Origin of the sequence: Pseudomonas parafulva, assembly GCF_000800255.1 — a bacterium.
Classification (GTDB): domain Bacteria; phylum Pseudomonadota; class Gammaproteobacteria; order Pseudomonadales; family Pseudomonadaceae; genus Aquipseudomonas; species Aquipseudomonas boreofloridensis.
This window is the reverse complement of sequence record NZ_CP009747.1, coordinates 1747884-1773605: the sequence shown is the minus strand read 5'-3', so window position 1 is coordinate 1773605 and position 25722 is coordinate 1747884. Positions and strand designations below refer to the sequence as shown.

Genomic DNA, 25722 nt, shown 5'->3' with positions numbered 1-25722 from the left:
TGGATACCCGCCGAGGATTGGAAATGTCAGCAAACCCCGGCGCGCCGTGCTGACCGCGTTCCTGTCACCTGTGAATCAGTTGATCGAAGCCGTCATTCAGAGGCGAGACTATGGGTTGCTGGCTTATTGGTTATTGGCGGCGCTGCTATTCAATCTGGCTCAGTTCAAGTAGCCGCTTAAGCATTGAGCACTTCATTCCGGTGCTTGCCCGTCGTACCAGGCGGCATACGGGGTGTTGCCGACCTTGCGGCGGTTGTAGTCCGGACTGCCATCGGCCCACCACACCGGCCCTCGCTCGCCCAGCGCCACCTTGGCGACGTCGACCTCGGCGCGGGCGCTGCGCAGCGCAGCAGGGTCATCGGCCAGGCGGGCTTGCCTGACCGCACGCCGCGCCGCCATCAACTGGCTGACCAAAGCCGCACGGCGTGATTCGGGCAACGCCGGGTCGCTGCAGCGCCATAGACGCCCCTTGACCACGAAATAGCGGCCATCCGGCGTGGTGGGATACTTCACCGATACTGATCGTCTTCGCTGTCGTCTTCGACAAGGTCCGCGTCGTCGGCCTCGTCAGCGTCATTCAATGCCGGCGAGGCTGGCTTGCGTGGGTCGTTGATGAAAGGCACACGGCTCGGGCCTTGTTCTTCGAGACCTTCGGTTTCTGGCTGCATGGTGATTCCTCCGTTGCTGCGAGCTTGGAGTCGCGGCCGGGCCCGTCGTTCAGTCGCGGGCGCGCACCACGGCGAGCAGCGTCTGCGCGTCGCTGACCTCGAACTTGCCCGGCGCCTCGACCGCCAAGTGCCGGACCACACCGTTGTCCACCAGCAGCGCGTAGCGTTGCGAGCGATAGCCCATGCCCCGTGCGGACAGGTCCTGGCCGAGGCCCAGGGCCTCGGTGAATTGGCCATTACCGTCGGCGATCATCTGCACGGCCGTGCCCACCTGCAGGCTCTTACCCCAGGCCTGCATGACGAAGGCATCGTTGACCGAGACGCAAAGGATCTCGTCGATACCGGCGGCGAACAGTTCCGGCGCGGCCGCGACATACCCCGGCACATGGCGCTCCGAACAGGTCGGGGTGAACGCGCCCGGCAGCGCGAAGATCAGCAATTTGCGCTGGTCGCAGCGCTCGCGCAGCGAAAAGGCGTTCGGGCCGATGGCACAGCCGCCCTCGCCTTCGCTGTATTGATAAAGGGTGACATCAGGGAGCATGGCGCCACGTTCGATCATCGCTGAGATTCCTGGGAAAAGAATTGAGGCAGGTGCGTTTGTATCAGGTTTAGCGCAGTTGGGCTTTGTAAAAAATCTTTCATGCACCTAACCGGCAAATAGCCCACCGCGCTAGTCATCTATATGAATGTCTGCGTTATAGTTTTCGTAGCTCGTAACAAGACATTACAAGAAGAGGTTTGCCTTGGATCTTTCACACGCCGCGTGGCTCGCCCACGACACCCGCCTGCTGATCTGCTGCGGGGCTGCCATCGCCTGCATCGTGGTGCTGATCAGTCTCACCAAGCTGCCGCCGTTTCTCTCCATCCTCATCGGCACCTTCGTCGCCGGCCTGGGCGCTGCCCTGCCGCCGGAAGCCGTGGCCAAGGCGTTCGCCAAGGGTGCAGGCAGCCTGCTGGGCGAGGCCGGCATGATCATCGCCCTGGGCGCCATGCTCGGCGCGCTGATGGCCGAGTCCGGTGCCGCCGACCGCATCGCCTCGACGCTGTTGCGCCATGCCCGTGGTAAAGCGCTGCCCTGGGTCATGGCCGTGGTGGCCATGGTGATCGGCCTGCCGCTGTTCTTCGAAGTGGGCCTGGTGCTGATGGTGCCCGTGATCTTCGTCATCGCCCGGCAGTCCGGGCAACCGCTGCTGAAGGTGGCGATCCCGGCATTGGCCGGCATGACCACGTTGCACGCCCTCATGCCGCCTCACCCCGGCCCGCTGATCGCGGTCAGCGCGCTGCACGCCGACCTGGGCACGACCATGCTGCTGGGCCTGTGCATCGCGGTACCGGCGGTGATCCTCGCCGGTCCCCTGTACGGCATCTGGCTGTCACGGCGTATGCAGGTCGAGGAGCCTGCGGAACTGGGCGAGTTGTTCACCGCCAAGGTGCAGACTCGGCGCAAGCCAAGCTTTGCCATGTCGCTGCTGATCATCCTGCTGCCGGTGCTGCTGATGCTGGGCAGCACCTTGGCCAAAGTCGCCATGGCGCCCGAGAGCAGCCTGGCACTGACCTTGAAGTTCCTCGGCGAGCCGCTGATCGCACTGGGGTTGGCGGTGATCGCGGCGGTGATCTGCCTGGGCTGGTCGATCGGCATGGCGCGCGATCAGGTCGGTGGCGTGCTGCGCAAGAGCCTGGCACCGATCGCCGTGTTGCTGCTGACCATCGGGGCCGGTGGTGGACTCAAACAGACGCTGCTCGAAGCGGGCGTGAGCGACACCATCAGCAAGGTCGCCAGTGGCGCCCACCTGTCGTACGTGCTGTTGGCGTGGCTGATCGCTGTGGCCCTGCGTCAGGCCACGGGCTCTGCCACCGTCGCCACGACCACCACGGCGGGTATTCTGGCGCCGCTGATGACGGGGCTGGCGAGCACCCAGAGTTCGCTGGTGGCGTTGGCCATCGGCGCAGGCTCGGTGTTCTTCTGCCACGTCAATGACGCCGGGTTCTGGATGGTGCGCGAGTACTTCGGCTTGCAGCTCAAGCAGACGCTGTGGGTGTGGTCGGTGTTGCAGACCATCGTTTCGGTGGTGGGGCTGGTCGGCACGCTGCTGTTGTGGCAATGGCTGCAGTAAGATCGACCGGCGAGGAGTACATCCGTACTCCACGCGCTTCGCCTGCTAAGTTAAATATTCTTCACATGCGCTAATGATTCTCATTGAGGTAGATTCGCCGGCGACCTATCCATTCGCGCCAACGGTCATCCCAGGAGAATCATGCTCGTTCCTTTCCTCATCATGCTCCGCGAGGGCATCGAAGCGGCGCTGATCGTCGGCATCATCGCCAGCTACTTGCGCCAGACAGGTCGCGGCCAGTGGATGCCGGCTGTGTGGATCGGCGTATTCCTGGCCATCGCGCTTTCGCTGCTGGTCGGTGCCGGCCTGGAGCTGATGAGCAGCGAATTTCCGCAGAAGCAGCAGGAGCTGTTCGAGGCCGTGGTCGGTCTGGCGGCGGTGGTGATGCTCAGTGCCATGGTGCTGTGGATGCGCAAAGTGGCGCGGTCGATCAAGCAGGCCCTGCACGTCTCGCTCGACGCCGCGCTGGCCGGCTCCCGGCACCAGGCCTGGGCGCTGATCGGCATGGTGTTCTTCGCCGTGGCCCGCGAAGGCCTGGAAACGGTGTTCTTCCTGCTGGCCGTGTTCCAGCAGAGCAGCGGCCCTGCGGCGCCCCTGGGCGCCTTGCTGGGTCTGTTGGTTGCGGTTCTGATAGGCGTGGCACTGTATTCGGGCAGCCTGCGCCTGAACCTGTCGCAGTTCTTCCGCTGGACCGGCCTGTTCATCCTGGTGGTCGCCGCCGGCATCCTGGCCAATGCCGTGCAAGCGCTGCACGAGGCCGGTGTGTGGAACGGGCTGCAAGCGGTGGTCTTCGACAGCAGCGCTGTGCTGCCGCAGGACGGGCCGACCGGCTCGGTGCTGGCCGGCATGTTTGGCTACCAGGACACCCCGACCATCAGCACGCTGGGCGCCTATCTGCTCTACCTGATCGGTGCGCTGCTGCTGTTCTTCTGGCCGGTCAAGGCCACACCGTCATCCTCCTCCTCGAACGCACAAGGCCCCGCATGAGCCGTGATCAAGGCGGCACGCCCGCCACGCCCCCCTCCCCGCGCCTGCTGCGCCTGGCCCTGGTCGGCAGCGTGCTGCTGATGGCCGGCGCTGGCGTGGTGTTCTACTACGCCGCCCAGCAAGCCCAAGCCAAGCGTTCGACTGGCGCCGGGCAGGAAACGCTGGTCACGCTGCGTGACCACGCCTGCGAGCCGAACGACCTGAGCGTTGCAGCCGGAGTCAACCGTTTTCGCATCGTCAACCAGTCCCAGCGTGCCGTGGAGTGGGAGATCCTCGACGGCGTACTGGTGATCGAGGAGCGCGAGAACATCGCGCCGGGCTTGTCGCAAGTGATCACCGCCAACCTGCAGCCGGGCCGCTACGCGATCACCTGCGGCCTGCTGAGCAACCCGCGCGGCAGCTTGACCGTCACCCCGACCGCCGCGTCCGAGGCCGCTGCCCAGGCGCGCCCGACCCTGACCGCCTTCATCGGTCCGCTGTCGGAATACCGCTTCTACCTGAGCAGCCAGGGCTCGGCGCTAGTACGCGCGGGGGCGGCGCTGCAGCAGGCGATCCAAGCGGGCGACCTGCAACAGGCGCAGACCGCCTATGCGCAGGCGCGACTGATCTATCAGCGCATCGCAGGGGCCAGCCAGCGCCTGGGCGAGCTGGACAACCGTATCAACGCGCGCGCCGACTACTTCGAGCAGCGCGAGCAGGACCCGGCGTTCGGCGGCTTTCACCGCCTCGAATACGGTCTGTTCCAGCAGCGCAGCAGCGCCGGCCTGCAGCCGGTCGCACAAGCCCTGACCCACGACCTGAGCGAACTCAAGACGCAACTGCTGGCCCAGTCCATGGCGCCAGCACAATTCACCGGCGCGGTGGTGCGCAACCTGCAGAGCCTGGCGCAGAGCCGCAGCAGCGGTGAAGAAGAACGCTACAGCCACCTCGATCTGCCCGGCTTCGCGGCCAACCTCGAAGGCGCGCGCAAGGTGATCGACCTGCTGCGTCCGTTGCTGGCCCGAAACGCCTCCGCCCCCCTGGCAGCCGTCGACGCCGCCATGGCCCAGTTCGACCAGCAACTGAAGGCGCTGCGCAGTGACGACCAGTTCTTGCCTTACGACCAGGTAACGCCCGCGCAGAGGCAGCAGATTACCGAAGACGCGCAGCACCTGGCCAATGCCATCACGGCCCTGAATCCCGCACTGGGACTGGACGATTTGCCGACACAAGCGAGCCCCCAATGACCGACCGCGACACCGCCAACGCCCCGCTCTGCCCACAACGTCGACGCCTCCTGGCAGGCCTGGGTGCCGCCGGGGTGGCCATCGCCGGCGCCGGGCTGAGCGGCACTGCCCTGGCCGCGCCCTCCCCGGCCAAGGTCACCGAGGCCCCGCACAGCGACCGCACCCAGGAACGCAAGACCTGGCTCGGTGCCCACCAGCCAGGCATCGTCACGCCGCGCCCAACGGCGGGCATGTTCGTTGCCTTCGATGTGCTGGCGCAGAACGCCGAGGACCTCGAACGGCTGTTCCGCACGCTGGAGCAGCGCATCCGTTTCCTGATGGCCGGAGGCCCGGTGCCGCAGGTGGACCCCAAGCTGCCACCGGTCGACTCCGGCATCCTGGGTCCAGTGGTTACGCCCGACAACCTGACCATCACCGTGTCGGTCGGCGAATCGCTGTTCGACGACCGCTATGGCCTGGCCGCTGCCAAACCGGTGCGTTTGAGCCGTATGACCGGCTTTCCCAACGACGCCCTGGAGGCCGAGCGCTGCCACGGCGACCTGGGCCTGCAGTTCTGTTCCAACTCGCCGGACACCAACATCCACGCCTTGCGCGACATCATCAAGACCTTGCCGGACCTGCTCTACGTGCGCTGGAAGCAGGAAGGCTCGGTGCCGCCCCAGGCACCGCACAAGGCCGGCGACCCCGAACAGAGTGCACGCAACTTCCTGGGCTTTCGTGACGGCTCGGCCAACCCGGACTCCAGCGACGCGGGCCTGATGGATCGTGTGGTCTGGGTCGGTGCGGGTCAGGAGCCGGCTTGGGCTGCGCATGGCAGCTATCAAGTGGTGCGCATCATCCGCAACCTGGTCGAGCGCTGGGACCGTACGCCGCTGCAAGAGCAGGAATCGATCTTCGGCCGCAAGAAGACCAGCGGTGCGCCCATGGACGGTCAGCGCGAAACCGACGTACCGAACTACCCGAAAGATCCGCACGGCAAGCTGACGCGACTCGACTCCCACATTCGCTTGGCCAACCCACGCGATGCCGGCAGCCAGGCCAACCTGATCCTGCGCCGCCCGTTCAACTATTCCTCAGGCGTCGGCAAGAACGGTCAGTTGGACATGGGCTTGCTGTTCATCTGCTACCAGGCCGACCTGGAAAAAGGCTTCATCACAGTGCAGAACCGCCTCAACGGCGAGCCGCTGGAGGAGTACATCAAGCCGGTGGGCGGTGGCTATTTCTTCGTCCTGCCGGGCGTGACGCACGCGCAGGACTTCATCGGCCGTTCGCTGCTCGGCGCGGCCGCCTCTTCCAAACCCGTATGACCTGGACCAGGACGCACACCATGAACAACACCCGTCTCGCCCTGCTGCTTGCTGTTGCCCCGCTGCTGGCCAATGCCGCCACGGTGGATCCGCTGACCCTGGTCCAGCCGGTGTCGGACTACAAGATCTATGTCACCGAGAAAGTCGATCAACTGGTCAGCGACACCCAGTTGTTCACCCAGGCGGTGAAGCAGGGAGATCTGGCCAAGGCCCAGGCGTTGTATGCCACCACCCGCGTCAACTACGAGACGATCGAACCGATCGCCGAGTTGTTCAGCGACCTCGACGCGGCCATCGACTCACGGGTGGACGATCACGAAAAAGGCGTGGCTGCCGAGGATTTCACCGGGTTTCATCGCCTGGAATATGCGCTGTTCGACCAGCATACGACCCAGGGCCAGGGGGCAATTGCCGATAAACTCATCGCCGATGTCAAAGACCTGCAGAACCGCATCGCCACCTTGACCTTCCCGCCGGAGAAAGTGGTGGGTGGGGCGGCGGCGCTGCTCGAGGAAGTGGCGGCGACCAAGGTTTCGGGAGAGGAAGATCGCTACAGCCATACCGATCTGTACGACTTCCAGGGCAATATCGACGGCGCGCAGAAGATTTTCGAGCTGTTCCGGACGCATTTGGCGGCGCAAGATCAGGGGTTTGTCGCCAAAGTTGACAAGAACTTTGCGACGGTCAATGGGTTGCTGGCCAAGTACAAGACGGCTGACGGCGGGTTCCAGGCTTATGACAAAGTTGCTGAGCGGGATCGCAAGGCCATGATTGGGCCGGTCAATACCTTGGCTGAGGATCTTTCGACGTTGCGGGGGAAGTTGGGCTTGAATTGAGCTGGGTGGTTTAGGTGGGCTTGGGTGGCGTGATTATCCATTGGCTTTGGTGAGGCTGGGTCACCTTTTCGCCTTTACGGCGACCCCCTTTTTTTCTTGGAAAAAAGAGGGGCAAAAACCGCTTGCTCCCGCATCCGGCCCCTTCGCTGCGCTGCGGGGTTCCCTCGCGCCGGTGGCACTCCGGGGGTACCGCGCTTAGGGGCCATCCATGGCCCCAAGCGCTTGACGGGCATCCCTGCCCGTCAACCCCCTCCATGCCCCCTCTGCTCGGCCTCCTGAAGTCGCGATGGGTGGCGTCTGCACGATTGTGCTTGCAGGCGAGAGCGTGGGCGGTGAGTCGTAAACTTTCTTTCATCTGAAGTTAATGCGGGCGGTTTGTGAAATGCGGATTGAATGCCGCAGTTACGCCACCGTGCGCCCGGGGCATAACTTTTTACTGAACGTACGGATGACTTTTAGTTCATTACGTGTTCCGAACGGCACACTTATCATTCAACGGCGGCCTACTCGCCCTTGAGGATAATTATGAACATGCTCGCCACCGGTGAACCCATCACCTTTACCACGCTGCCCGAATGCATCCTGATCACCGGCGCTACCGGTTTTCTGGGCGGGTCGGTCGTCGCTCAACTGATCGCCAGCGGCCAGGCTGCGCAGCTCATGTTCCTGGTGCGTGCCGATGAGGCCGAACAGGGTCTGGAGCGTCTGCGCGCCAACCTGCAACAGCACGGCGTCGGCCTGGCCGAGCGCATGGCGCTGGGCGCCGAGCAGATCATCTGCGGGGACTTCCTCGACACCACCTGGCTGGCGCGCGAAACGCCGCGTCTGATGACGGTGGACCGCGTGATCAACTGCGCCGCCGTCGCTTCCTTCTCGAAGAACCCGACCATCTGGCCGGTCAACGTCGAAGGCACCTTCGCCTTCGCCGAGGTCATGAGCCGCTCGCGGCGCCTCAAACGCTTCCTGCATGTCGGTACCGCCATGTGTTGCGGGCCAGAGCGCGAGTCGCCGATCAGCGAGTCGTGGGAATTCCCCGAGGCCGAGCAGCAATTGGTGGACTACACCGCCTCCAAGGCCGAGATCGAGCGACGCATGCGCGAAGACCTGCCCAGCCTGCCCCTGGTGGTGGCGCGCCCTTCGATCGTGGTCGGCCACCGCAGCCTGGGCTGCCAGGCCTCTGGCAGCATCTTCTGGGTGTTCCGCATGGGCTTCGCCCTGGAGAGCTTCACTTGCGGGCTGGACGAACAGATCGACGTGATCCCGGTGGACTACTGCGCCGAAGCCCTGATCGGCCTGACCCTCAAGCCGCGCCTTAATCACGACCTGTACCACATCTCGGCCGGCCATGACTCGGCCTGTACCTTCGCCGAGATCGACCGTGCCTTCGCCCTGGCCAATGGTGCGGACCCGGTGGGCGAGCGCTACCGCAAGATCGACGTCGACAACCTCAAGGAGCTGGCGGTGAGCTTCGAGTCGCGCATCGGCCCGGCCAACCCGCGGCTGGTACTGCGCGCCTTGCGCCTGTACAGCGGATTCGCTGACCTGAACTACCTGTTCGACAATCAGCGCCTGCTTGATGAGGGCATTGCCGTTCCGCCGCGCTTCACCGACTACCTGGACGTGTGCGTGCGCTCCTCCAGCGGTGTCAGTATCGCCACGCAGATGCAGTGGGACTTCAAGTAAGCCTTGATTAGACCGGGGCCAACCTTCGGCCCCGGCACTCAGGTGTGTCACGAGGTGACACGGATGCGCGAAAAGCGTGCACGTCCGCCCGCGATCTTCCAACCACGCTGCCGAAATCATCCTTGTCAACGCGCGCAAATTAATAGTTGGCACGGCTATTGATTAGCTACTCCGCAACGATTGTTGAACAATCCCACGTGGAGCAGCCCTCATGTCCCGAGCTACCGTCCTCACCTTCGCCCTGACCCTCAGCGCTGCCGCCCAGGCCGCCGACGGCACCCTGCAACCTGATCACCTGTCCGTGGGTTCGGACCTCACCTACCCACCCTATACCTACCTCGATCAAGGCAAACCTGCTGGCTTCGACCCGCAGTTCATGAACCTGCTCGGCGCGCACCTCAAGCTGACCACCCAGTTCCAGGACACCCGCTTCGCCAACCTGGTGATGGGTGTCAACGCGCGGCGCTTCGATGTGGTGGCGTCGGCGCTGTACGTCACCCCCGAGCGCGCGGCCCAGGTCGATTTCCTGCCGTACCTCAAGAGCGGCGCTTCGCTGATGGTACGTGCCAACGACAGCTTCCGTCCCCAACGGCCAGAAGACCTGTGCGGCAAGCGCATCGGCTCGATCAAGGGCGGCTCGTGGATTCCCAAGCTGATGGCACTTTCCAAGAGCCACTGCGAAGCCAATGGTCAGCCGGCCATCGATTCGCGTGAATTCCCCACCTCGCCCGAAGCGGCGCAGGCGCTGCTGGCCAAGGCCGTGGACGTGCAGTTCGAAGACGCCGCCGTGGCCGCCATTACCGCCGACAAGCTCAAGGGCCGCGTGCTGATCAGCTCCAACGAACTCATCTACCCCGTGGTCATCGGCCTGGCCGTGCGCAAGGGCAACGAGGCGCTGCTCGGCGAACTGCGCCAAGGCTTCGCCGACATGAAGGCCAGCGGCGAATACCAGACCTTGCTCAGCCGCTACAACCTCGCTGAACCGAGCGCGGCCGAAGTGGCCCAGGCCCTGGGTCAGAACCCTCAAGCGGCAGCCCAGTAAGCGGGAGCGTCAAGCATGCAATTCGATTGGGATTACGCCGCAGGCCTGCTGGTCAACGGCGACTTCTGGAAAGCGGTCGGCACCGTGGTGGAGTTGAGCGTCGAGACTTGGTTGCTGGGCATCGTGTTCGGTTTCGTCCTGGCCCTGGCACGGCAATCTCGCCACCGCGCGCTGAACCGTGGTGCGGCGCTGTACATCTGGTTCTTCCGCAGCCTGCCGCTGCTGGTGCTGCTGATCTTCGTCTATAACCTGCCCCAGGTATTTCCCAGCACCAGCGTACTGCTGTCCAACCCCTATGCTGCCGGCCTGATCGCCCTGGTACTGAGCGAAGCCGCGTACATCGCCGAGATCCATCGCGGCGGGCTGCTGGCGGTGGCCAAGGGTCAACTGGAAGCGGGCAAGGCGCTGGGCATCCGCTATACCGGCGTGCAACGGCTGATCGTGATTCCCCAGGCCTTGCGCGTGGCGCTGCCGACTCTTGCCAACGAGTACATCACCATCGTCAAGCTGACCTCGCTGGTGTCGGTGATTTCTCTATCGGAGATCCTGCTGGTCGGCCAGCAGTTGTACACGCAGAACTTCCTGGTCATGGAGACCATGCTCGCGGTGGCCTTCTACTACGTGCTGATTGTGACGGTGTTCAGCTACCTGCTGCGCCGCCTGGAGCGCTATCTGGACGTTACCCAGCGCTTGCCCAAGGTCGTCGCCGACGACACGGCGCAGGCTGCACCGGCCCCCCGTGCCAGCCCCGCGCGGCGCGGCGAGTTCGCCATGCGTGTGCTCGGTGCGCGCAAACACTACGGGCCACTGGAGGTGCTCAAGGGCATCGACCTGGATATCCGCTTTGGCGAAGTGGTATCGATCATCGGGCCGTCGGGGTCGGGCAAGACGACGCTCATCCGCACCCTCAACGGGCTCGAAGGCCTGGATCGCGGCCAGGTCGAACTGTGCGGCGCACCGTTCCTGCGCGGCCATGCTGAAGAAGGCGGCAGCCTCGGCAATCGCCTGCACATGGAAGGCATCGTCCAGGTCGGCATGGTGTTCCAAGGCTTCAACCTGTTCCCGCACAAGACCGTGCTGGAGAACGTGATACTCGCCCCGCAGCATCACGGCCACGCCAGTGCCGCCGAGCTGCGCGCCTTCGGCTTGTCACTGCTGAGCAAGGTGGGGCTGCGCGAGCACGCTGGCAAATACCCACACCAGCTTTCCGGCGGTCAGCAGCAACGGGTGGCGATCGCCCGCGCTCTGGCCATGCGCCCGCAAGTGATGCTGTTCGACGAGCCGACGTCGGCGCTGGACCCGGAACTGGTAGGCGATGTGCTCAAGGTCATCGAAGACCTGGCCCGCGAAGGCATGACTATGGTCATCGTCACCCACGAAATGAAGTTCGCCTTCCAGGTGTCCGACCGCGTGGTGTTCATGGAGCGCGGTGAAATCATCCAGGCCGGCGCGCCGCGCGAATTGCTCGACAACCGCAGCGAGCGCATGGGCCGCTTCCTCAAGGACGTGCAACTGGCATGAGCAATCGAACCGCGGAAAAGACCGACGAGCGCCTGTCCCTGGCCGATCAGGTGGCCTGCGAAATCCGTGAGGACATCATCGGTGGACGCCTGGTGTCGGGCATGGCGCTGGTCGAGGCGGACCTCACCGGTCGCTACAACGCCTCGCGCAATACCGTGCGCGAAGCTCTGCACCAGTTGGGCCACGAGGGCCTGACCACCTACGTGCGCAACAAAGGCGTGATGGTCCGGCGCCTGGGGGTGGCCGAAGTGCGCGACATCTTCCTGGTGCGGCGCACCTTGGAGGTGCAGGCGATCCACGGCAGCAAGCCGCTGCGCGAGTACCAGTCCGACCGCATGCTCGATGCCATCGAGGCCGCGGAGCTGGCCCGCGAGCGCGAAGACTGGCAGACCTTCGGCACCCACAGCCTGCGCTTTCATCAGCACATCGTCGGCCTGCTGCGCAGTCCGCTGCTCGACGCCTTCTTCACCAACATCGCGGCGCAGATGCGCCTGGTGTTTGCCGTGGCCCCGGATGAAAAGAACTTCCAGAGCCCTTGGCTAGAGCGTGACCGGCAGATCCACGACCTACTCGCCGACGGCCTGCGCCTGGACGCTGCCGAAGCCATGACCCGTTACCTGGACGACTCCGAGCACGCCCTGCTCGACCTGTTCAGTCACCCACCCCGTTCCTGAAACCGGAGACTTACCCATGTACAAGGATTACCCCGCCGCTTACCAAGTCAGCAAGGGCGCCGCCCTGCAAGTGGACAAGGCCTTCTACGACCGCGTGCGCGAGCGTCAGGATGCACGCACCTTGATCGAACACTTCGACGTGCCGATCCGTACCGGACGGGCCTGGAAAGTGCCAGCCGGTCACGTGTTCCGCGTCACCACCCCCGTCGGCCCGCAGGTCGGCGACTTCAACATCTGGAACGCCCACGATCCACGCGAGCGCCTGTGGGCGGCGCGCACCCGCCAGTTGCAAGGCGCCCACGTCACCACCTACGACCGCCTGTGGTCGAACCTGCCGTTCCTGCGTCCGCTTGTGACCATTACCGACGACAGCCTGGCCGACTACGGCATCGACGAACACGGCGGTCGCGTCCACGACCTGCTCGGCACCCGCTGCGACCCCTACGTGAACAAGATGCTCACCGGCGAGGATTTCCACCATCACTGCCATTCCAACCTGACCCGCGCCGTGCTGCCCCATGGCCTGACCGAGTTCGATGTGCACGATGTACTGAACATCTTCCAGTGCACGGGCCTGAACCATGACGATATGTACTTCATGAAAGCCTGCCCGGCCAAGCAAGGCGACTATCTGGAGTTCTTCGCCGAAATCGATGTGCTGTGCGCGTTATCGACCTGCCCGGGCGGCGACCTGTCGCTGCCGATGTGGGGACCCGAAGCCCAGGATCCGCTGTCGGTCTGCCGGCCGCTGGGGGTGGAAATCTACAGCCTCGACGACAGCCTGCTCGAAGGCTGGGCGTCGCCCAAGCGCGCCAGCTACAACGGGCTGCATGGGCTGGCCATCGGCAAAGCCGAGTGGGAATGACGCCCGCGGCGTGAAAGCGGTGTCCCTGGCGCAACGGATAACCGACAATGGCGCGGCCGCAGGCGCTGACCTGCGGCCGAACAAGAACAACCGGATCGCCGCGCGCCATGACCCTCTTCTATCTCAAACTCATCGTCACCCCGCTGCTGATGTGGGCCGTCTCCCTTGCCTCACGGCGATGGGGCGGCCTGCTCGGTGGTTTGCTGTCCGGCATGCCGATCACCTCGGCGCTGGTCATGCTGTTCCTGTGCCTGGAACAGGGCACGGCCTTTTCCCTGAATGCAGTACCCGGCGCCTTGGGCGGGTTGGCGGCGGTGCAAGGCAGCTACGCCTGCTACCTGTTCGCCACCCGGCGTTTCGGCGTCGCGCACTCGGCGCTGCTGGCATTGGCCTTGTATGCGGTGGCGTCCTACGTGCTCACCCACTGGGGAGGCTTACCGCTGTCCATCGGCCTGGCACTGGCATTGATCGCGCTGTTGGTCTGGGCCACGGACCGGGAGCCACGACCGGCGGAGTTGGCGCAGATTCGCCATCGCTGGTGGGAGATTCCCCTGCGCATGGTCGCCGCGACAGCGCTGCTGATGCTCACCACGGGCGCGGCACACTGGCTGGGCCCGGCGGTCAGCGGAATGCTCGCGCCGATTCCAGTGATCGCCTGGCCGCTGGTGGTGTTCTCCCATGTCCAAGGCGGACGCTTCACCATGGCCGGCATGATCCGCGGTAATGCCATCGGCGGTGTCGGCGTGATCGCCTTTTACCTCAGCCTCGGCGCGCTGCTCGCGTCTGTGGGGATCGCCCTCACTTTCCTGCTGGCCATCGGCTTGGCAGTGGCGCTGACCTTGGGGCTGGCAGCCGTGCTGCGTGGCCGCGCGGCGACCCGGCGTGGCTAAGGGGGAGACATGCAGGTCTGTTCGGTGGCGTGGCGGACCTGGGCGTCTGCGCCAGCGACACACCTGCGATCTGCTGGCGGTGCGCTACATGGGCTCTGGGCTCTGGGCTCTGGGTGATTATCCGTTGGCTTTGGTGAGGCTGATTCACCTTTTCGCCCTTACGGCGACCCTCTTTTTTTCTTGGAAAAAAGAGGGGCAAAAACCGCTTGCTCCCGCATACGGCCCCTGCGCTGCGCGCAGGGGTTCCCTCGCGCCGGCGTCGCTCCGGGAGGACCGCGCTTAGGGGCCGTCCTGGCCCCAAGCGCTTGACGGGCATCCATGCCCGTCACCTCCCTGCGCAACGCCTATGCTCGGCCTCCTGAGGTCGCGGTTGGCGGTGTTTGAGCTACCGCGCACTAAGATCAACGGCAACGGCAACGGCAACGGCAACGGCAACGGCGATTTGATCGCGCAGCGCTCCAGAACATCTGCCCCACCGCTAGCTTCTAAACGCGCGATAGTTCAGACACCGCCCATCGCGACCTCAGGAGGCCGAGCAGAGGTGGCACGGAGGGGGTTGACGGGCATGGATGCCCGTCAAGCGCTTGGGGCCATGGATGGCCCCTAAGCGCGGTACCCCCGGAGTGCCACCGGCGCGAGGGAACCCCGCAGCGCAGCGAAGGGGCCGGATGCGGGAGCAGGCGGTTTTTGCCTACTTTTTTCCAAGAAAAAAAGTAGGTCGCCGTAAGGGCGAAAAGGTGACTAAGCCCCACCAAAGCCACCGGATAATCACCCAAAACCAAACCAGCCACAAAATCCCACCCCCTGTTAATCCTGAGAAAATCCAACCCCTCCATCATCCCCTCCATCGGCCCCAAACCCGGCCTGAAACCCAAATCGATGACGGAGATCCACCCAAATGAAAGCCCTGCCCTACCTCCTGGCCCTACTGACCGCCACCACCATGACCACCGCCCTGGCCGAAGGCGGCGCCGAACGCCTGCAGGAACACCATGCCCGCTGGGCCCAGCAACAACAGCAACAAAGCCAAGAATCCACCCAGGCTCTGGCCACCCGTGAATCCTCCCCCAGCGCCGAACATCCAGAAAAGGCCGCCAAACCCTCATCCTGAGTCGAGACAAGGTGCGGCGTCCTGTCGCACCAGCCGGCCTTTGGCAAGCGCGCGGCCCAGGACGTAGAATGCCGCGCCCTTTTCGCCCAGTCGCCTCGTACGGTGGCCACCGGCAGCAATGACCACGTCTGCGCCTAACCCACATCGCCCATGTGCCACAGGCTCAACCGACCCCGCCCGACGTCGCCTGCGCGAGTCTGCGGTTGAGTCTTGCCCTGGTCGCACCCCACCCTGGCACCGTCGCACAGCCCCGACCCTCCAGCGGCCGGCCTGGCCTGTGTGATCGAAAAGGCTCATCCGCTGATCGATCACTTGAGGTACGTATGTCACCGCGTTTGCTGGCCATGGCGCTGGCACCCCTGCTTGGACTGTTCATCATTGCCTTGGGCAATGGCCTGCTCTACTCCCTGACCACCCTGCGCCTGGGCGAGGCCGGCGAATCGGCGACGATGATCGGTATCGTCTCCTCCGGCTTCTTCATCGGCCTGACCCTCGGCGCCGTCTTCAACGACCGGCTGATCCTGCGCATCGGCCATATCCGCGCCTACAGCAGCTTCGCCTCGTTGATCGCTGCCACCATCCTGCTGCAAGGTCTGTTCGTCGACACCTGGGGCTGGTTCGCCCTGCGCCTGCTCAACGGCTGGGCCACGGTCGGGGTATTCCTGGTGATCGAAAGCTGGCTGCTGCTGGCCGGCGATGCGAAGATCCGTGGCCGCCTGCTGGCCTTGTACATGATCGCCCTGTATGGCGCCGGCGTGCTGGGCCAGGCCTTGCTCGGCGATCTGGTCAGTCTTGGCGACAGCGCACCCTTCACCGTGGCCGGCATGCTCGCGGCGCTGTCGGTGCTGCCGATCGTGATCCTGCCACGGGTTTCGCCGCTGCTCGAACAGGTCGAGCCGCTCAAGCCACGGCAACTGCTGGGCGTGACGCCCAGCGGGCTGGTCGGCTGCTTCGGCTCGGGTGTGGCCATCGCGGCCGTGTATGCCCTGCTGCCGCTGTACCTGCAACGTATTGGCATGGATGTGGGGGAAGTCGGCCACATGATGGCCTGGGTCATCCTCGGCGCCATGTTGCTGCAATATCCGGTCGGACGCTGGTCGGACCGCAAGGACCGTCAGGACGTGCTGATCGCCCTGGGCGCGCTGTGCGTGGTGCTCTCGGTGGTGATCCTGCTGCTGCCTTCGTCCTCGCCCTGGTTACCGGCGGTATTGTTCCTGTTCGGCGGCGGCGTGTTCGCGGTGTATCCGGTGGCGGTCAGCCACGCCGCCGACCGCGCGCCGATGGACGCGCTGGTGCCGATGATCCAGGGGCTGCTGCTGATCAACTCGTTGGGCTCGGCGATGAGTCCGCTGGCCATCTCGCCGGTGATGACCTCCTACGGTGCGGATGGTCTGTTCTGGGCCTTCGCCGTGATCAACCTGGCCATGGTCAGCTTCTTCATGTGGCGTCGTGGCAAGCGGCCGGCGCCGGAGCATCCCGCGCCTTTCGCACCAACGGCCACGTTCTCGCCGACGGGCGCAGAACTGCGCATGACCGAAGAGCTGATCCACGCCGCCCAGGACCACCCGCCGATCGTCGACGCGGTAACCGGCGAGAGCGCTACACCCACGCGTACCGAACCGGCGTGAAGGCGTCAGGTCGTGGACCCGTACCACGACCGTTCGTCGGCTACCGGGCACCCTGCCCCGGCTCGGTAGCCGAACGAAAGACGATCACCCACAGGAGATTCACCATGGTTCGCACGCGTCCGCTTCTACTCGCCCTGGCCATCGGCCTGACCTCCAGTGCTGCCTTCGCCGCCGGCGAGATGAACAGCACCGATCACAAGGCCCCGGCCTCCAACGCCGAAATCCAGAAAAGCAAGACCCCTGGCAACGGCACCAGCGTCAACAATCCAGGTGGCACGCGCGATAACGACAGCAGCGATACCAGCAGCGCGGGTGCAGCTGACGGTAGCACCGGGGGCTCCAGCAGCACCGGTGAAGCCACCGGCAGTGGTGCCGGTGTGACCGGTGGCGCCGCCGAGGACCAGGACAGCAAATAAACGACCTGGCGGTGGACGATCAACGCCAGCAGGTGCGATCGTCCACCCGCTGTTCATGGGCCTGGAACAATAGCGGCAGTTGTTCCTTGAGAAAGTCCAGCCAGGTTCGTACCTTGGCATCCAGATAGTGCCGCGAAGGGTAGATCGCGTAGATCTCCCGCTGGCGCAGACGATATGGCGCCAACAGTCGCAACAACTTGCCATCTTGCAACGCCTGACTGGCCGAGTAATAAGGCAGCAAGCCAATCCCCATTCCCAGCTCAGTGGCCTTGACCATGGCGTCTGCGACGTTGGTCAGAAAGGTGTCCTGCGGATGGATCACGCACGCGTCCGGCCCTTCACCGAAGGGCCAGTCTTCTTCGAACAACGGATCCACCGTGCGCAGGCAGATGTGCTGGTGCAGGTCTTCGGGCTGCTTGGGTATCCCTTGGCGAGCTAGATAGTCGGGCGAGGCGCAGAGCACGCTGTAGATGCTGCCCAACGGGATGGCGATCAGTTGCGAATCCGGCAGGCCCTGGCCGATGGCGATCACCACATCGTGCCCCTCGGCGAGCAGGTCGGGGTTGCGCTGGGACAGCGTCAGCTCCATCACCACTTCTGCGCAACTGGCGTTGTAGCGCGCCACCAGCGGCATCATCAGCAGGCCCAGACCATGGCTGCAATGCACCCGCAGCCGTCCGCGCGGCGTGAGGTGGGCGCCACGGGCTTCGTCGACGGCCTCTTCGGTCAGCAACATGATTTGCCGGCAACGCTCGAGGAAGCGCTCCCCGGCCTCACTCATGCGCAGGCGCCGGGTGGTGCGGTGCAGCAAGCGGGTCTGCAACTGCTTCTCCAGCTCCGCGACGATCCGCGACACTTGCGCCGCCGAGATGTCCAGCGCATTGGCGGCACCGGCGAAGCTGCCGCACTCCACCACGCGGGCGAAGGTACGCATCGCATGCAGCATATCCATGGTCGGCAATCCTTTGAGGTCGAACGTTACCCAGGGGGCGAGAATCTATCATGAGATGCCGCAGGCCAGGGTATTCAGCCCAGCAGTTGCTCGATCCACTCGATGTGCAAGGCGAATAGACGCGCCTTGTCCTGCGGCACATCCCGGGCCCGGGCAACATTGGCCAGGGCCATCTGCCGCTGACGGCGCATGCGCTGCCACTTGTCAATGAACGCTGCGCTCTTCTCACGCATCAGCAGTGGCCCGAACAGCAACTCCTGGGCGCTGTAGCTCACCGGGTCGGCCGGTTCGGCGACGATGATCTCGTAGTCGAAGCGGTTTTCCCGCAGCACCTCTTCAGCCACGATGCGGTAGCGGTTGTCCATCAGCCACTGCCGCAACGGTTGCTCGCCACCGTTGGGCTGCAGCACCAGGCGCTCGCGCCCGTGCAGTCGCGCCTTGCCCCGTTGCAGTATCTCGACCATGGTCTCGCCGCCCATGCCACACAGGCTGACGGTGTCGATACGGTCATGGACTTCGATGGCCTCCAGGCCATCGGCCAGACGTACCGTGACGCGGTGCTCAAGGCCGTTGCGTTTGACGTTGCGCTGCGCCGACTCGAACGGCGTGACCGCAGCCTCGCCGGCTACCGCCGCTTCGAGTACGCCGCGCAGCGCCAAGGCCACCGGCAGATACCCGTGATCTGAGCCGATGTCGGCCAGGCGCGCACCCGGTGCAATGTAAGCCGCCACGCGTTCCAGCCGCTGCGACAGTGTCAGTTCGTTCAACGCCAACCCCTTGCCTGAAATCCGCGGCGATTCTGCGGTGCCAGCCTCGTCATTTCAATGCCATTCGTAGCACGCAGCCGACTCGACCCTTTCGTGACGCTCGCGTAGGCTTGCCTGTTTCAGTCCAGCGCAAGGTAGATTCATCCATGGCTCAGACAGGTATCACCTTCACCCCCGATGCGGACGCCGAGTCCATTTCCTCCGACGTCGCCGAGTTCAACGGCGTGCTGGTCACCACGCAAATTCCCGTGCGCGCCGACGGCGAGCTGGAACTGGGCGACATCGTCACCCAGTGCGAGTGCACCCTGCAGGCACTCAAGGATGCGCTCGAAGGCGCCGGCAGCTCGATGGACCGCGTGCTGCACCTGACCATCTACCTGACCGACATGGCCGATCGCGCGGTCTTCAACCAGGTCTACCAGCGTTTCTTCGCCAAGCCCTGGCCCGTGCGCGCCGCTGTCGGCGTGGCGGCGCTGGCGTTCGAAGGGATGAAGGTGGAAGTCACTGCGATGGCGGCCAAGGGCTGACACCGCACTCCAGCCGCGCAGGCGCCACCCCCAGGCGCCTGCCTTCCGGCAGCCAAGGGTGCCAGCGGCCCGTTTCGCCGCTACAATGCCGGCCAAACCGTGCCAGCCCGAATTCATAACGACATGTCCCTTCCAAAGAACCACCTGGAATTGCTCAGCCCTGCCCGCGACGTGGCCATTGCCCGCGAGGCGATCCTGCATGGCGCCGATGCCATCTATATCGGCGGCCCAAGCTTCGGTGCGCGGCACAATGCGTGCAACGAGGTCGCCGATATCGCCGAATTGGTCGAGTTCGCCCGACGCTACCATGCGCGGGTGTTCACCACGATCAACACCATTCTTCACGACAACGAACTGGAGCCGGCCCGTGCGCTGATCCACCAGTTGTACGACGCCGGCGTCGATGCGCTGATCGTGCAGGACCTGGGCGTCATGGAACTGGACATTCCGCCGATCGAGCTGCATGCCAGTACCCAGACCGACATCCGCACCCTGGAGCGGGCCAAGTTCCTCGACCAGGCCGGCTTCTCGCAACTGGTCCTGGCCCGTGAGCTGAACCTGCAACAGATCCGCGCAATTGCTGCCGAAACCGATGCGGCGATCGAATTCTTCATCCATGGCGCACTGTGCGTGGCGTTCTCGGGACAGTGCAACATCTCCCACGCCCAGACCGGGCGCAGCGCCAACCGTGGCGACTGCTCCCAGGCCTGCCGCCTGCCGTATACGCTCAAGGACGACCAAGGCCGGGTGGTCGCCTTCGAAAAACACCTGCTGTCGATGAAGGACAACAACCAGACCGCCAACCTGCGCGACCTGGTGGACGCCGGCGTGCGCTCGTTCAAGATCGAGGGGCGCTACAAGGACATGGGTTATGTGAAGAACATCACGGCCCACTACCGCCGCGAGCTGGACGCCATCCTCGAAGACCGCACCGACCTGGCCCGCGCGTCCAGCGGTCGGACCCAGCACTTCTTCGTGCCCGACCCGGACAAGACCTTCCACCGCGGCAGCACCGACTACTTCGTCAGCGACCGCAAGATCGACATCGGCGCCTTCGACTCGCCGACCTTTACCGGCCTGCCGGTGGGGGTGGTGGAGAAAGTCGGCAAGCGCGACCTGATGGTCGTGACTGAGGTGCCGCTGACCAATGGCGATGGCCTGAACGTGCTGGTCAAGCGCGAGGTGGTGGGGTTCCGCGCCAATATCGCCGAACCCCGTGGCGAGTTCGAAGAGGACGGCCAGGCTCGCTACCGCTATCGCGTAGAGCCCAACGAAATGCCTGAAGGCCTGCACAAGCTGCGGCCCAATCACCCGTTGTCGCGCAACCTGGACCATAACTGGCAGCAGGCCTTGCAGCGCACCTCCTCCGAACGGCGAGTCGCGGTGCGCTGGCAGGCCGTACTCACTGAGCAGCGCCTGGCTCTGAGTGTCACCAGCGAAGAAGGCATCACCGCGCAAGTAGCCCTGGACGGCCCCTTCGGCACGGCCAACAAGCCTCAACAGGCACTGGATCAGTTGCATGATCTGCTGGGCCAACTGGGCACCACCCAGTACCACGCCGAGGCCGTCGAACTGGATGCGCCGCAGGCCTATTTCATTCCAAATTCGCAACTCAAGGCCCTGCGCCGCGAGGCCATCGAGGCGCTGACCGACGCACGCGTCAAAGCGCATCCGCGCGGCTATCGCAAGGCCGAAACCACCCCGCCGCCGGTCTATCCCGAGGCTCACCTGTCGTTCCTGGCGAACGTTTATAACCAGAAGGCGCGTGACTTCTACCATCGCCACGGGGTGAAACTGATCGATGCGGCGTTCGAGGCGCACGAGGAGCACGGTGACGTGCCGGTAATGATCACCAAGCACTGCCTGCGTTTTTCGTTCAACCTGTGCCCCAAGCAGGCCAAAGGCGTGACCGGGGTGCGCACCAAGGTGGCGCCGATGCAACTGGTGCACGGCGACGAAGTGCTGACTTTGAAGTTCGACTGCAAGCCCTGCGAAATGCATGTCGTCGGGCGCATGAAGGGCCATATCATCGACCTGCCCTCACCCGGCAGTGCCGTGGGTGCCGTAGTCGGGCACATCAGTCCTGAGGATCTGCTCAAGACCATCGTCCGCGCGCCTCACTGACCCGTAAGACCTCAGGCGCGGAGCACATCTGCGCCTGAAGGCGACCTAGGATGCCTTGCGGGTTTTCTTCGCCGCCGGTTTCTTGGAAGGCTGAGCGCCTTTACCCTTGCCGGCAAGGCTGCGCTTGAGCAGTTCGGTCAGGTCAAGAATGTCCGCACCCTTCTCGCCTTTGCCGCCATCGCCCTTGCGGACCTTGGCGATCTTGCCCCTCTTGGCCTTCTCTGCCACCAATTCCATGATCGTGTCGCGAAACGCATCGTGGTACTGATCGGGAGACCAAGGGCCGCTCATGTCTTCCACTAGACGTTTGGCCATGTCTCGTTCTTTCTTGTCCAGCTTGACGTCCTTGACCTCGGTACCAAGCTCCAAGCTATCGACGCCACGAACCTCGTCTGGCCAGCGTAAGGTCATCAACACCAGCGCACCGTCCAGCGGTCGAATCAAGGCTAGATGCTGGCGGGTGTGCAGTACCACCGTCGCCAGCGCAACTTTCGCGGTGCTGGCCAGCGTCTCGCGTAGCAGCGCGTAAACCTTACCGCCACGTTTATCAGGGCTCAGGTAATACGGGGTATCGAGATGCTGTAGAGGAATCTCGCCCGCTTCGACGAACGAAAAAATATCGATGGTCTGGGTCGCCTCTGGCCGCGCCTTGCGAATTTCTTCTTCGCTGATCACTACGTAGCGGCCTTTCTCGTACTCGACGCCCTTGACCACTTCTGTCTTGTCGATGTCCTTGCCGGTAACTTTGTTGATCCGCTTGTAGCCGACCCGCTCCATGCTGCGCTTGTCGAGCCAGTCGAAGTCGATGCGCTCGCTGCGTACGGCGGTCTTCAGAGACACAGGGATATGCACCAAGCCAAAACTGATCGCGCCTTTCCAGATTGCACGGGCCATCTACGGCTCCTGTCGCCAAACCGGCAGTAGCACCTGCCAGTGAGCCAAACACACGACGATGAACTGCGGCAGTGCCGGAGGCACCGGCACTGCCCAGCACCTCAGGAACGACCGCCCTTGTGGCTCATGTCGTCTTTCTTGCCACCGGAACTGCCACCGGAGTGCTGTCCACCCTTGCGTCCGGCCTCAGACGCTTTCTCCCGGTCATTGGCGAAGTTTCCAGGATTCTTGGTACCACCCTGACTGCCAGTCTTGCTCTGGTTATTGGCCATGGTCTTGCACCTCTTGGGCTGTGGGATGTGCACGGTTGTGCGCCGTACATAGGTTCGGAGTGCGCCGAAAACGGGCGATTCGTTTTATTGACAGGCCAGCGGACCGGCGGCGCTAAAGGTGCAAGGCGGGGTATTTGGTGCGGCAGCTTTGTGCTTGGAGATGACGTCGTGTAGAAGGCACCGCGTGAGTGCGGCGCCTTGTGTGGGGGGCGCTCAGCCGATCAGCCGATGCAGGTCCAGTCCGGCACGGCCCATGGGTGGGCACCAGTAATAGCCACCCGTCAGCGGTCGACTGAAGCGGTACAAGGCATCGACGACGCCATCTTCCAGACCACTCATACGCCGCAGCTGAGCCTCGAACGCCTCGAAGGAACGCCCCAGGGCAACGAAGGCCAGCCCTGCGCCCCGGGTGTCGGCCCAGGACACCGAGCGACGCACCATGAACGCTTGCGGCGCATAGCTTTCCTGCGCCGTGCGCTTGACGTGGGCCGATTCCGGCGCCTCGTCCAGTTCCTCGTTATCGCTCAGGCGTCGACCAATAATGTCGTCCTGCTCGGGCTGCGGCAGCGATTTGAAGTAGGTCAGATCATGCTTCCACAACTGGAACGCCGCGAAACTGGACCCGGCCATATCGCCGGCCTCCGATGCCACGATTGCCGCCTCCACGGCCTCTTCGTCTCGCGGGTTCTCGGTGCCATCTTCGTAACCGGTCAGGTCGCGTCCGCCGCGATGCAGAAAGCCGTCGACGCTGTCCACCAAGGTGAAGGCCGGCGCCAGGGTCTGTTCCAGTGCTTGAGCGCGCAGGAACAGGTCGCCCCGCTCGTCGCTGCGCAACCACAACCACAGGGCATGCTGAGTGGAGGGGTTTTCCACCACCGCGTCCAATTGCGGGAAGCTGCGCAGGCCCGGTATGTCCCGGCCCAGGGCTTTGCTCAACGGCAGGCCAATGCCGAGGATCAGGCTGCGCCCATCGACCTCGCCCAGCAGCGCTTCCAGTGCCGCCGCAGCGGCATCGATCTGTTGCAGGGCGAAGAACAAGTGACGGGCGTGGACCGGTACCGGGGTGGCGAGCAGACCTTGCTGGAACGGCATGACGAGCTAATCCTTCGGCAAAAGCGCGAATCCTACTGCGCCTGGCGGGCGCCCGCAACGCGACGTGTCGCCGCCCGGACACAGGTGCACCGTTCAGTCACGCCGACGCTCGCGCAACTGGCGCTTGAGCGCCTCGAAAGGTGGTGCATAGAAGAAGCCGAACGACACGCTGCCTGTGCGCTCCTTGATCGCATGGTGCAGGCGATGGGCGCGGTACAGCCGCTTCAGGTAGGGCTGCAGGAGCCGGGGATGGCGTGGCCAATGCCGGTGGAACACGCCATCGTGAGCCACCACGTAGAGCAGGCCGTAGCCTGCGACACCGCCACCCACCCATTGCAACGGTGGATAGCCGGCCTTGCCTAAAGCCACCAGGGCGGTCGCAACCAACGCCAGGGCAAGCAGATAGAAGTCGTTGGTCTCGAGCATCCCCAGGTGCGGTCGATGATGCGATCGGTGCAACCACCAGCCCCAGCCGTGCATGATGTATTTGTGGGCCAAGGTACCGACACCCTCCATGGCCACGAGGGTGGCGAGCAGCACGGCGATGTTGAACAGCATGTGACGGTCCGGCGTGAAAAACGAATGGCGCAAGATTACCACCGCCGGACAGGCCTTCGAAATCGGTAGGAGCGTTCGGCGATGAAGCAATTGTCATCGATCTGCCCTTGATCGATCGCTTGGCGCGGGGTAATGTCCGCCGCGCAATTTCGCATCCCCAACAGGAGTCCTGCATTGGACAGTAGCCCCAGTCGATTGCGACAGGTCCACACGGCAAGCTAGTCCGGCAGTATTCCTGCCGCTGTCTTGCCGAACACGGTAGATAGCGGCCCCTGATGCCTGTACAGGCTCATCCCCTTCTCCTTCCACTCAGCCGGCTGCTGCTGGCGAGCACTGTGGTCCTGCGCACTCATTCACTTCATCGGCGTCACTGAAGCCAGTGACGCGCGTGCGGGCATTGTCCCGTGGAAAGAGGTTTGCTATGGATTGGAAAGTATTTCTGCTGCGCGTCGGCGTAGCACTCGCTCTGGGCGCCCTGATCGGCGCCGAACGTCAACTGCGCCAGCGTCTGACCGGCCTGCGCACCAACGCGCTGGTCAGCACCGGCGCCTGCCTGTTCGTGCTGATGACCCAGGCGGTGCCAGGCATGGCGCCCAGCGACGCGTCGCGCATCGCCGCCTACGTGGTGTCGGGCATCGGTTTTCTCGGCGGCGGCGTGATCATGCGCGACGGCTTCAACGTGCGCGGCCTGAACACCGCTGCCACGCTCTGGTGCACCGCCGCCATCGGTGTGCTGTGCAGCCTTGGTCTGCTGCTGGAAGCCACCTTGGGCAGCCTGACGGTGCTGTGCGCGAACATCCTGCTGCGTGAGATCGCCCAACGCCTCGACCGCCAGGACATGGTTCCGGCCAGCGAAGTCGAGCAACACTTCGAAGTGCGCATCGTCTGCCGCACCGAAGACGAGATTCAAGTGCGCAGCCTGATGCTGCACAGCCTGAGCGACCCTGGGCTGCGTCTGCAGTCGCTGCACAGCGAAGATTTGCCCGACGCACAACGTCTTGAGGTCCGCGCCGAGTTGCTCGGCACGCCCCAGGCGCCCGCCCAACTGGAACGCCTGGTCAGCCGGGTGAGTCTGGAGAAAGGCGTCAGCGCGGTGCGGTGGCAGCGTCACGTCCAGCCGGTGTTGACCGACTAGAACGTATCAGGTGTCGTCGCGCAGGTGCCGCTCACGCAGTTCCTGGCGCTCCTTGGCCTCGATGCACAAGGTGGCCGTGGGACGCAGCAGCAGACGGCGCAACCCGATCGGCTCGCCGGTTTCGTCGCACCAGCCATAGTCGCCGCGCGCCAGGCGCTCAAGCGCCTGGTCGATCTTGTCCAGCAGGCGTTTTTCCCGTTCCAGAGAGCGCAGTTGCCACTGCCTTTCCTCTTCGGCGCTGCCCAGATCAGCTGGATCGCTGTGCACCTCCTGCTCGCGCAACGCACGAAACTCCTGCTCGATGCGCGTCTGCAGATCGGTACGCTGCGCCAGCAGCAGGTTGCGGAAGAACTGACGCTGGGGTTCATTCATGTAGGCTTCTGGTGCCTGTGCAAGCAACTCTTCTTCAGTCATGGGACACGCTCGTGGAAGA

Annotated in this window: 27 protein-coding genes; 17 read left to right on the top strand and 10 right to left on the bottom strand. The window is 64.2% G+C overall.

The window, feature by feature from the left end; translation table 11 throughout:
• Positions 1–192 precede the first annotated feature (192 nt).
• The 3 genes from NJ69_RS07820 to NJ69_RS07815 are packed head-to-tail and all read right to left on the bottom strand — an operon-like array spanning position 193 to position 1227.
• On the bottom strand, positions 193–513 hold the full coding sequence (locus NJ69_RS07820) for a hypothetical protein (RefSeq protein WP_039577786.1): 321 nt from the start codon (positions 511–513) through the stop codon (positions 193–195).
• Positions 510–668 carry a hypothetical protein gene (locus NJ69_RS22750; RefSeq protein WP_162889530.1) on the bottom strand — a complete coding sequence of 53 codons (159 nt, stop codon included), beginning with the start codon at positions 666–668 and terminating at the stop codon, positions 510–512. The genes NJ69_RS07820 and NJ69_RS22750 overlap by 4 nt, the downstream gene beginning before the upstream one ends.
• Before the next feature lie 49 nt (positions 669–717).
• Complete coding sequence (locus tag NJ69_RS07815) at positions 718–1227, bottom strand: peroxiredoxin (protein WP_039577783.1); 510 nt, start codon at positions 1225–1227, stop codon at positions 718–720.
• Between the two features lie 184 nt (positions 1228–1411).
• On the opposite strand from NJ69_RS07815, the gene NJ69_RS07810 reads away from it, so the two are divergent.
• The 14 genes from NJ69_RS07810 to NJ69_RS07745 all read left to right on the top strand — a co-directional run bounded on the left by NJ69_RS07810 (position 1412) and on the right by NJ69_RS07745 (position 16968).
• Positions 1412–2782, top strand: a complete 1371-nt coding sequence (locus NJ69_RS07810) for a gluconate:H+ symporter (protein ID WP_039577781.1) — start codon at positions 1412–1414, stop codon at positions 2780–2782.
• A 141-nt stretch (positions 2783–2923) separates the two neighbouring features.
• Positions 2924–3769, top strand: coding sequence for an iron uptake transporter permease EfeU (gene efeU, locus NJ69_RS07805; protein ID WP_039577779.1), 846 nt, complete (start codon positions 2924–2926; stop codon positions 3767–3769).
• On the top strand, positions 3766–4995 hold the full coding sequence (gene efeO / locus NJ69_RS07800; protein ID WP_052192040.1) for an iron uptake system protein EfeO: 1230 nt from the start codon (positions 3766–3768) through the stop codon (positions 4993–4995). The genes efeU and efeO (NJ69_RS07800) overlap by 4 nt, the downstream gene beginning before the upstream one ends.
• Positions 4992–6302 carry an iron uptake transporter deferrochelatase/peroxidase subunit gene (gene efeB / locus NJ69_RS07795; protein ID WP_039577776.1) on the top strand — a complete coding sequence of 437 codons (1311 nt, stop codon included), beginning with the start codon at positions 4992–4994 and terminating at the stop codon, positions 6300–6302. The genes efeO (NJ69_RS07800) and efeB overlap by 4 nt, the downstream gene beginning before the upstream one ends.
• A 20-nt stretch (positions 6303–6322) precedes the next feature.
• Positions 6323–7138 (top strand): iron uptake system protein EfeO, encoded by an 816-nt coding sequence (efeO, locus tag NJ69_RS07790; protein ID WP_029614901.1) that lies wholly within the window; start codon positions 6323–6325, stop codon positions 7136–7138.
• A 525-nt stretch (positions 7139–7663) separates the two neighbouring features.
• The gene (cprA, locus tag NJ69_RS07785) at positions 7664–8821 is read left to right on the top strand and encodes a cationic peptide resistance protein CprA (RefSeq protein WP_039577773.1); all 1158 of its coding nucleotides are present in this window, start codon (positions 7664–7666) and stop codon (positions 8819–8821) included.
• 211 nt (positions 8822–9032) lie between these two features.
• Positions 9033–9863, top strand: a complete 831-nt coding sequence (locus NJ69_RS07780; RefSeq protein WP_039577771.1) for an ABC transporter substrate-binding protein — start codon at positions 9033–9035, stop codon at positions 9861–9863.
• A gap of 15 nt (positions 9864–9878) precedes the next feature.
• Positions 9879–11384, top strand: a complete 1506-nt coding sequence (locus tag NJ69_RS22995) for an amino acid ABC transporter permease/ATP-binding protein (RefSeq protein ID WP_039577769.1) — start codon at positions 9879–9881, stop codon at positions 11382–11384.
• Complete coding sequence (locus NJ69_RS07770) at positions 11381–12058, top strand: GntR family transcriptional regulator (protein WP_052192038.1); 678 nt, start codon at positions 11381–11383, stop codon at positions 12056–12058. Before NJ69_RS22995 ends, NJ69_RS07770 begins: the two co-directional genes overlap by 4 nt.
• Positions 12059–12074: 16 nt before the next feature.
• On the top strand, positions 12075–12923 hold the full coding sequence (locus NJ69_RS07765; protein WP_039577766.1) for an urea carboxylase-associated family protein: 849 nt from the start codon (positions 12075–12077) through the stop codon (positions 12921–12923).
• 107 nt (positions 12924–13030) lie between these two features.
• On the top strand, positions 13031–13813 hold the full coding sequence (locus NJ69_RS07760; protein WP_039577764.1) for a hypothetical protein: 783 nt from the start codon (positions 13031–13033) through the stop codon (positions 13811–13813).
• A gap of 898 nt (positions 13814–14711) precedes the next feature.
• Entirely contained in the window at positions 14712–14924 is a 213-nt protein-coding gene (locus tag NJ69_RS07755) for a hypothetical protein (protein ID WP_039577761.1), read from the top strand.
• A 323-nt stretch (positions 14925–15247) separates the two neighbouring features.
• Positions 15248–16552 carry an MFS transporter gene (locus NJ69_RS07750; protein ID WP_039577759.1) on the top strand — a complete coding sequence of 435 codons (1305 nt, stop codon included), beginning with the start codon at positions 15248–15250 and terminating at the stop codon, positions 16550–16552.
• A gap of 104 nt (positions 16553–16656) precedes the next feature.
• Positions 16657–16968: a hypothetical protein gene (locus NJ69_RS07745; protein ID WP_029612643.1), complete on the top strand. Its 312-nt coding sequence runs from the start codon at positions 16657–16659 to the stop codon at positions 16966–16968.
• A 19-nt stretch (positions 16969–16987) separates the two neighbouring features.
• Here the strand turns inward: NJ69_RS07745 and NJ69_RS07740 are convergent, their stop codons facing one another.
• Together NJ69_RS07740 and NJ69_RS07735 are read right to left on the bottom strand one after the other, a co-directional pair.
• Positions 16988–17920, bottom strand: coding sequence for a LysR family transcriptional regulator (locus tag NJ69_RS07740; RefSeq protein ID WP_029612641.1), 933 nt, complete (start codon positions 17918–17920; stop codon positions 16988–16990).
• A gap of 74 nt (positions 17921–17994) precedes the next feature.
• Positions 17995–18687 (bottom strand): tRNA (adenine(22)-N(1))-methyltransferase, encoded by a 693-nt coding sequence (locus NJ69_RS07735; RefSeq protein WP_039583167.1) that lies wholly within the window; start codon positions 18685–18687, stop codon positions 17995–17997.
• A 146-nt stretch (positions 18688–18833) separates the two neighbouring features.
• Between NJ69_RS07735 and NJ69_RS07730 the strand changes: the two genes are divergently transcribed.
• Both NJ69_RS07730 and NJ69_RS07725 read left to right on the top strand, forming a co-directional pair.
• Positions 18834–19214 (top strand): RidA family protein, encoded by a 381-nt coding sequence (locus NJ69_RS07730; RefSeq protein WP_029612638.1) that lies wholly within the window; start codon positions 18834–18836, stop codon positions 19212–19214.
• Between the two features lie 123 nt (positions 19215–19337).
• Complete coding sequence (locus NJ69_RS07725; RefSeq protein WP_039577755.1) at positions 19338–21338, top strand: peptidase U32 family protein; 2001 nt, start codon at positions 19338–19340, stop codon at positions 21336–21338.
• 45 nt (positions 21339–21383) lie between these two features.
• Here the strand turns inward: NJ69_RS07725 and NJ69_RS07720 are convergent, their stop codons facing one another.
• The 4 genes from NJ69_RS07720 to NJ69_RS07705 all read right to left on the bottom strand — a co-directional run bounded on the left by NJ69_RS07720 (position 21384) and on the right by NJ69_RS07705 (position 24154).
• The gene (locus tag NJ69_RS07720; RefSeq protein ID WP_039577752.1) at positions 21384–22232 is read right to left on the bottom strand and encodes a Ku protein; all 849 of its coding nucleotides are present in this window, start codon (positions 22230–22232) and stop codon (positions 21384–21386) included.
• A 101-nt stretch (positions 22233–22333) separates the two neighbouring features.
• Positions 22334–22504 carry a KGG domain-containing protein gene (locus NJ69_RS07715; protein WP_029612636.1) on the bottom strand — a complete coding sequence of 57 codons (171 nt, stop codon included), beginning with the start codon at positions 22502–22504 and terminating at the stop codon, positions 22334–22336.
• A 213-nt stretch (positions 22505–22717) separates the two neighbouring features.
• Positions 22718–23596 carry a Dyp-type peroxidase gene (locus tag NJ69_RS07710; protein WP_039577751.1) on the bottom strand — a complete coding sequence of 293 codons (879 nt, stop codon included), beginning with the start codon at positions 23594–23596 and terminating at the stop codon, positions 22718–22720.
• A gap of 93 nt (positions 23597–23689) precedes the next feature.
• Positions 23690–24154, bottom strand: coding sequence for a sterol desaturase family protein (locus NJ69_RS07705; protein WP_029612632.1), 465 nt, complete (start codon positions 24152–24154; stop codon positions 23690–23692).
• Between the two features lie 421 nt (positions 24155–24575).
• Here NJ69_RS07705 and NJ69_RS07700 point away from each other — a divergent pair, with 421 nt between their 5' ends.
• Positions 24576–25289 carry an MgtC/SapB family protein gene (locus NJ69_RS07700; RefSeq protein ID WP_039577749.1) on the top strand — a complete coding sequence of 238 codons (714 nt, stop codon included), beginning with the start codon at positions 24576–24578 and terminating at the stop codon, positions 25287–25289.
• Between the two features lie 6 nt (positions 25290–25295).
• Here NJ69_RS07700 and dksA read toward each other — a convergent pair whose 3' ends face one another.
• Complete coding sequence (gene dksA, locus NJ69_RS07695) at positions 25296–25703, bottom strand: RNA polymerase-binding protein DksA (protein WP_039577746.1); 408 nt, start codon at positions 25701–25703, stop codon at positions 25296–25298.
• Positions 25704–25722: the final 19 nt, after the last annotated feature.

What these genes read in the sequence shown, in the direction of transcription:
- NJ69_RS22750 (WP_162889530.1), bottom strand. Translation starts at nt 668, where the DNA reads ATGCAGCCAGAAACCGAAGGTCTCGAAGAACAAGGCCCGAGCCGTGTG.
- NJ69_RS07815 (WP_039577783.1), bottom strand. Translation starts at nt 1,227, where the DNA reads ATGATCGAACGTGGCGCCATGCTCCCTGATGTCACCCTTTATCAATAC.
- efeU (WP_039577779.1), top strand. Translation starts at nt 2,924, where the DNA reads ATGCTCGTTCCTTTCCTCATCATGCTCCGCGAGGGCATCGAAGCGGCG.
- efeO (WP_052192040.1), top strand. Translation starts at nt 3,766, where the DNA reads ATGAGCCGTGATCAAGGCGGCACGCCCGCCACGCCCCCCTCCCCGCGC.
- efeB (WP_039577776.1), top strand. Translation starts at nt 4,992, where the DNA reads ATGACCGACCGCGACACCGCCAACGCCCCGCTCTGCCCACAACGTCGA.
- efeO (WP_029614901.1), top strand. Translation starts at nt 6,323, where the DNA reads ATGAACAACACCCGTCTCGCCCTGCTGCTTGCTGTTGCCCCGCTGCTG.
- cprA (WP_039577773.1), top strand. Translation starts at nt 7,664, where the DNA reads ATGAACATGCTCGCCACCGGTGAACCCATCACCTTTACCACGCTGCCC.
- NJ69_RS07780 (WP_039577771.1), top strand. Translation starts at nt 9,033, where the DNA reads ATGTCCCGAGCTACCGTCCTCACCTTCGCCCTGACCCTCAGCGCTGCC.
- NJ69_RS22995 (WP_039577769.1), top strand. Translation starts at nt 9,879, where the DNA reads ATGCAATTCGATTGGGATTACGCCGCAGGCCTGCTGGTCAACGGCGAC.
- NJ69_RS07770 (WP_052192038.1), top strand. Translation starts at nt 11,381, where the DNA reads ATGAGCAATCGAACCGCGGAAAAGACCGACGAGCGCCTGTCCCTGGCC.
- NJ69_RS07765 (WP_039577766.1), top strand. Translation starts at nt 12,075, where the DNA reads ATGTACAAGGATTACCCCGCCGCTTACCAAGTCAGCAAGGGCGCCGCC.
- NJ69_RS07760 (WP_039577764.1), top strand. Translation starts at nt 13,031, where the DNA reads ATGACCCTCTTCTATCTCAAACTCATCGTCACCCCGCTGCTGATGTGG.
- NJ69_RS07755 (WP_039577761.1), top strand. Translation starts at nt 14,712, where the DNA reads ATGAAAGCCCTGCCCTACCTCCTGGCCCTACTGACCGCCACCACCATG.
- NJ69_RS07750 (WP_039577759.1), top strand. Translation starts at nt 15,248, where the DNA reads ATGTCACCGCGTTTGCTGGCCATGGCGCTGGCACCCCTGCTTGGACTG.
- NJ69_RS07745 (WP_029612643.1), top strand. Translation starts at nt 16,657, where the DNA reads ATGGTTCGCACGCGTCCGCTTCTACTCGCCCTGGCCATCGGCCTGACC.
- NJ69_RS07740 (WP_029612641.1), bottom strand. Translation starts at nt 17,920, where the DNA reads ATGGATATGCTGCATGCGATGCGTACCTTCGCCCGCGTGGTGGAGTGC.
- NJ69_RS07730 (WP_029612638.1), top strand. Translation starts at nt 18,834, where the DNA reads ATGGCTCAGACAGGTATCACCTTCACCCCCGATGCGGACGCCGAGTCC.
- NJ69_RS07725 (WP_039577755.1), top strand. Translation starts at nt 19,338, where the DNA reads ATGTCCCTTCCAAAGAACCACCTGGAATTGCTCAGCCCTGCCCGCGAC.
- NJ69_RS07720 (WP_039577752.1), bottom strand. Translation starts at nt 22,232, where the DNA reads ATGGCCCGTGCAATCTGGAAAGGCGCGATCAGTTTTGGCTTGGTGCAT.
- NJ69_RS07715 (WP_029612636.1), bottom strand. Translation starts at nt 22,504, where the DNA reads ATGGCCAATAACCAGAGCAAGACTGGCAGTCAGGGTGGTACCAAGAAT.
- NJ69_RS07710 (WP_039577751.1), bottom strand. Translation starts at nt 23,596, where the DNA reads ATGCCGTTCCAGCAAGGTCTGCTCGCCACCCCGGTACCGGTCCACGCC.
- NJ69_RS07705 (WP_029612632.1), bottom strand. Translation starts at nt 24,154, where the DNA reads ATGCTGTTCAACATCGCCGTGCTGCTCGCCACCCTCGTGGCCATGGAG.
- NJ69_RS07700 (WP_039577749.1), top strand. Translation starts at nt 24,576, where the DNA reads ATGGATTGGAAAGTATTTCTGCTGCGCGTCGGCGTAGCACTCGCTCTG.
- dksA (WP_039577746.1), bottom strand. Translation starts at nt 25,703, where the DNA reads ATGACTGAAGAAGAGTTGCTTGCACAGGCACCAGAAGCCTACATGAAT.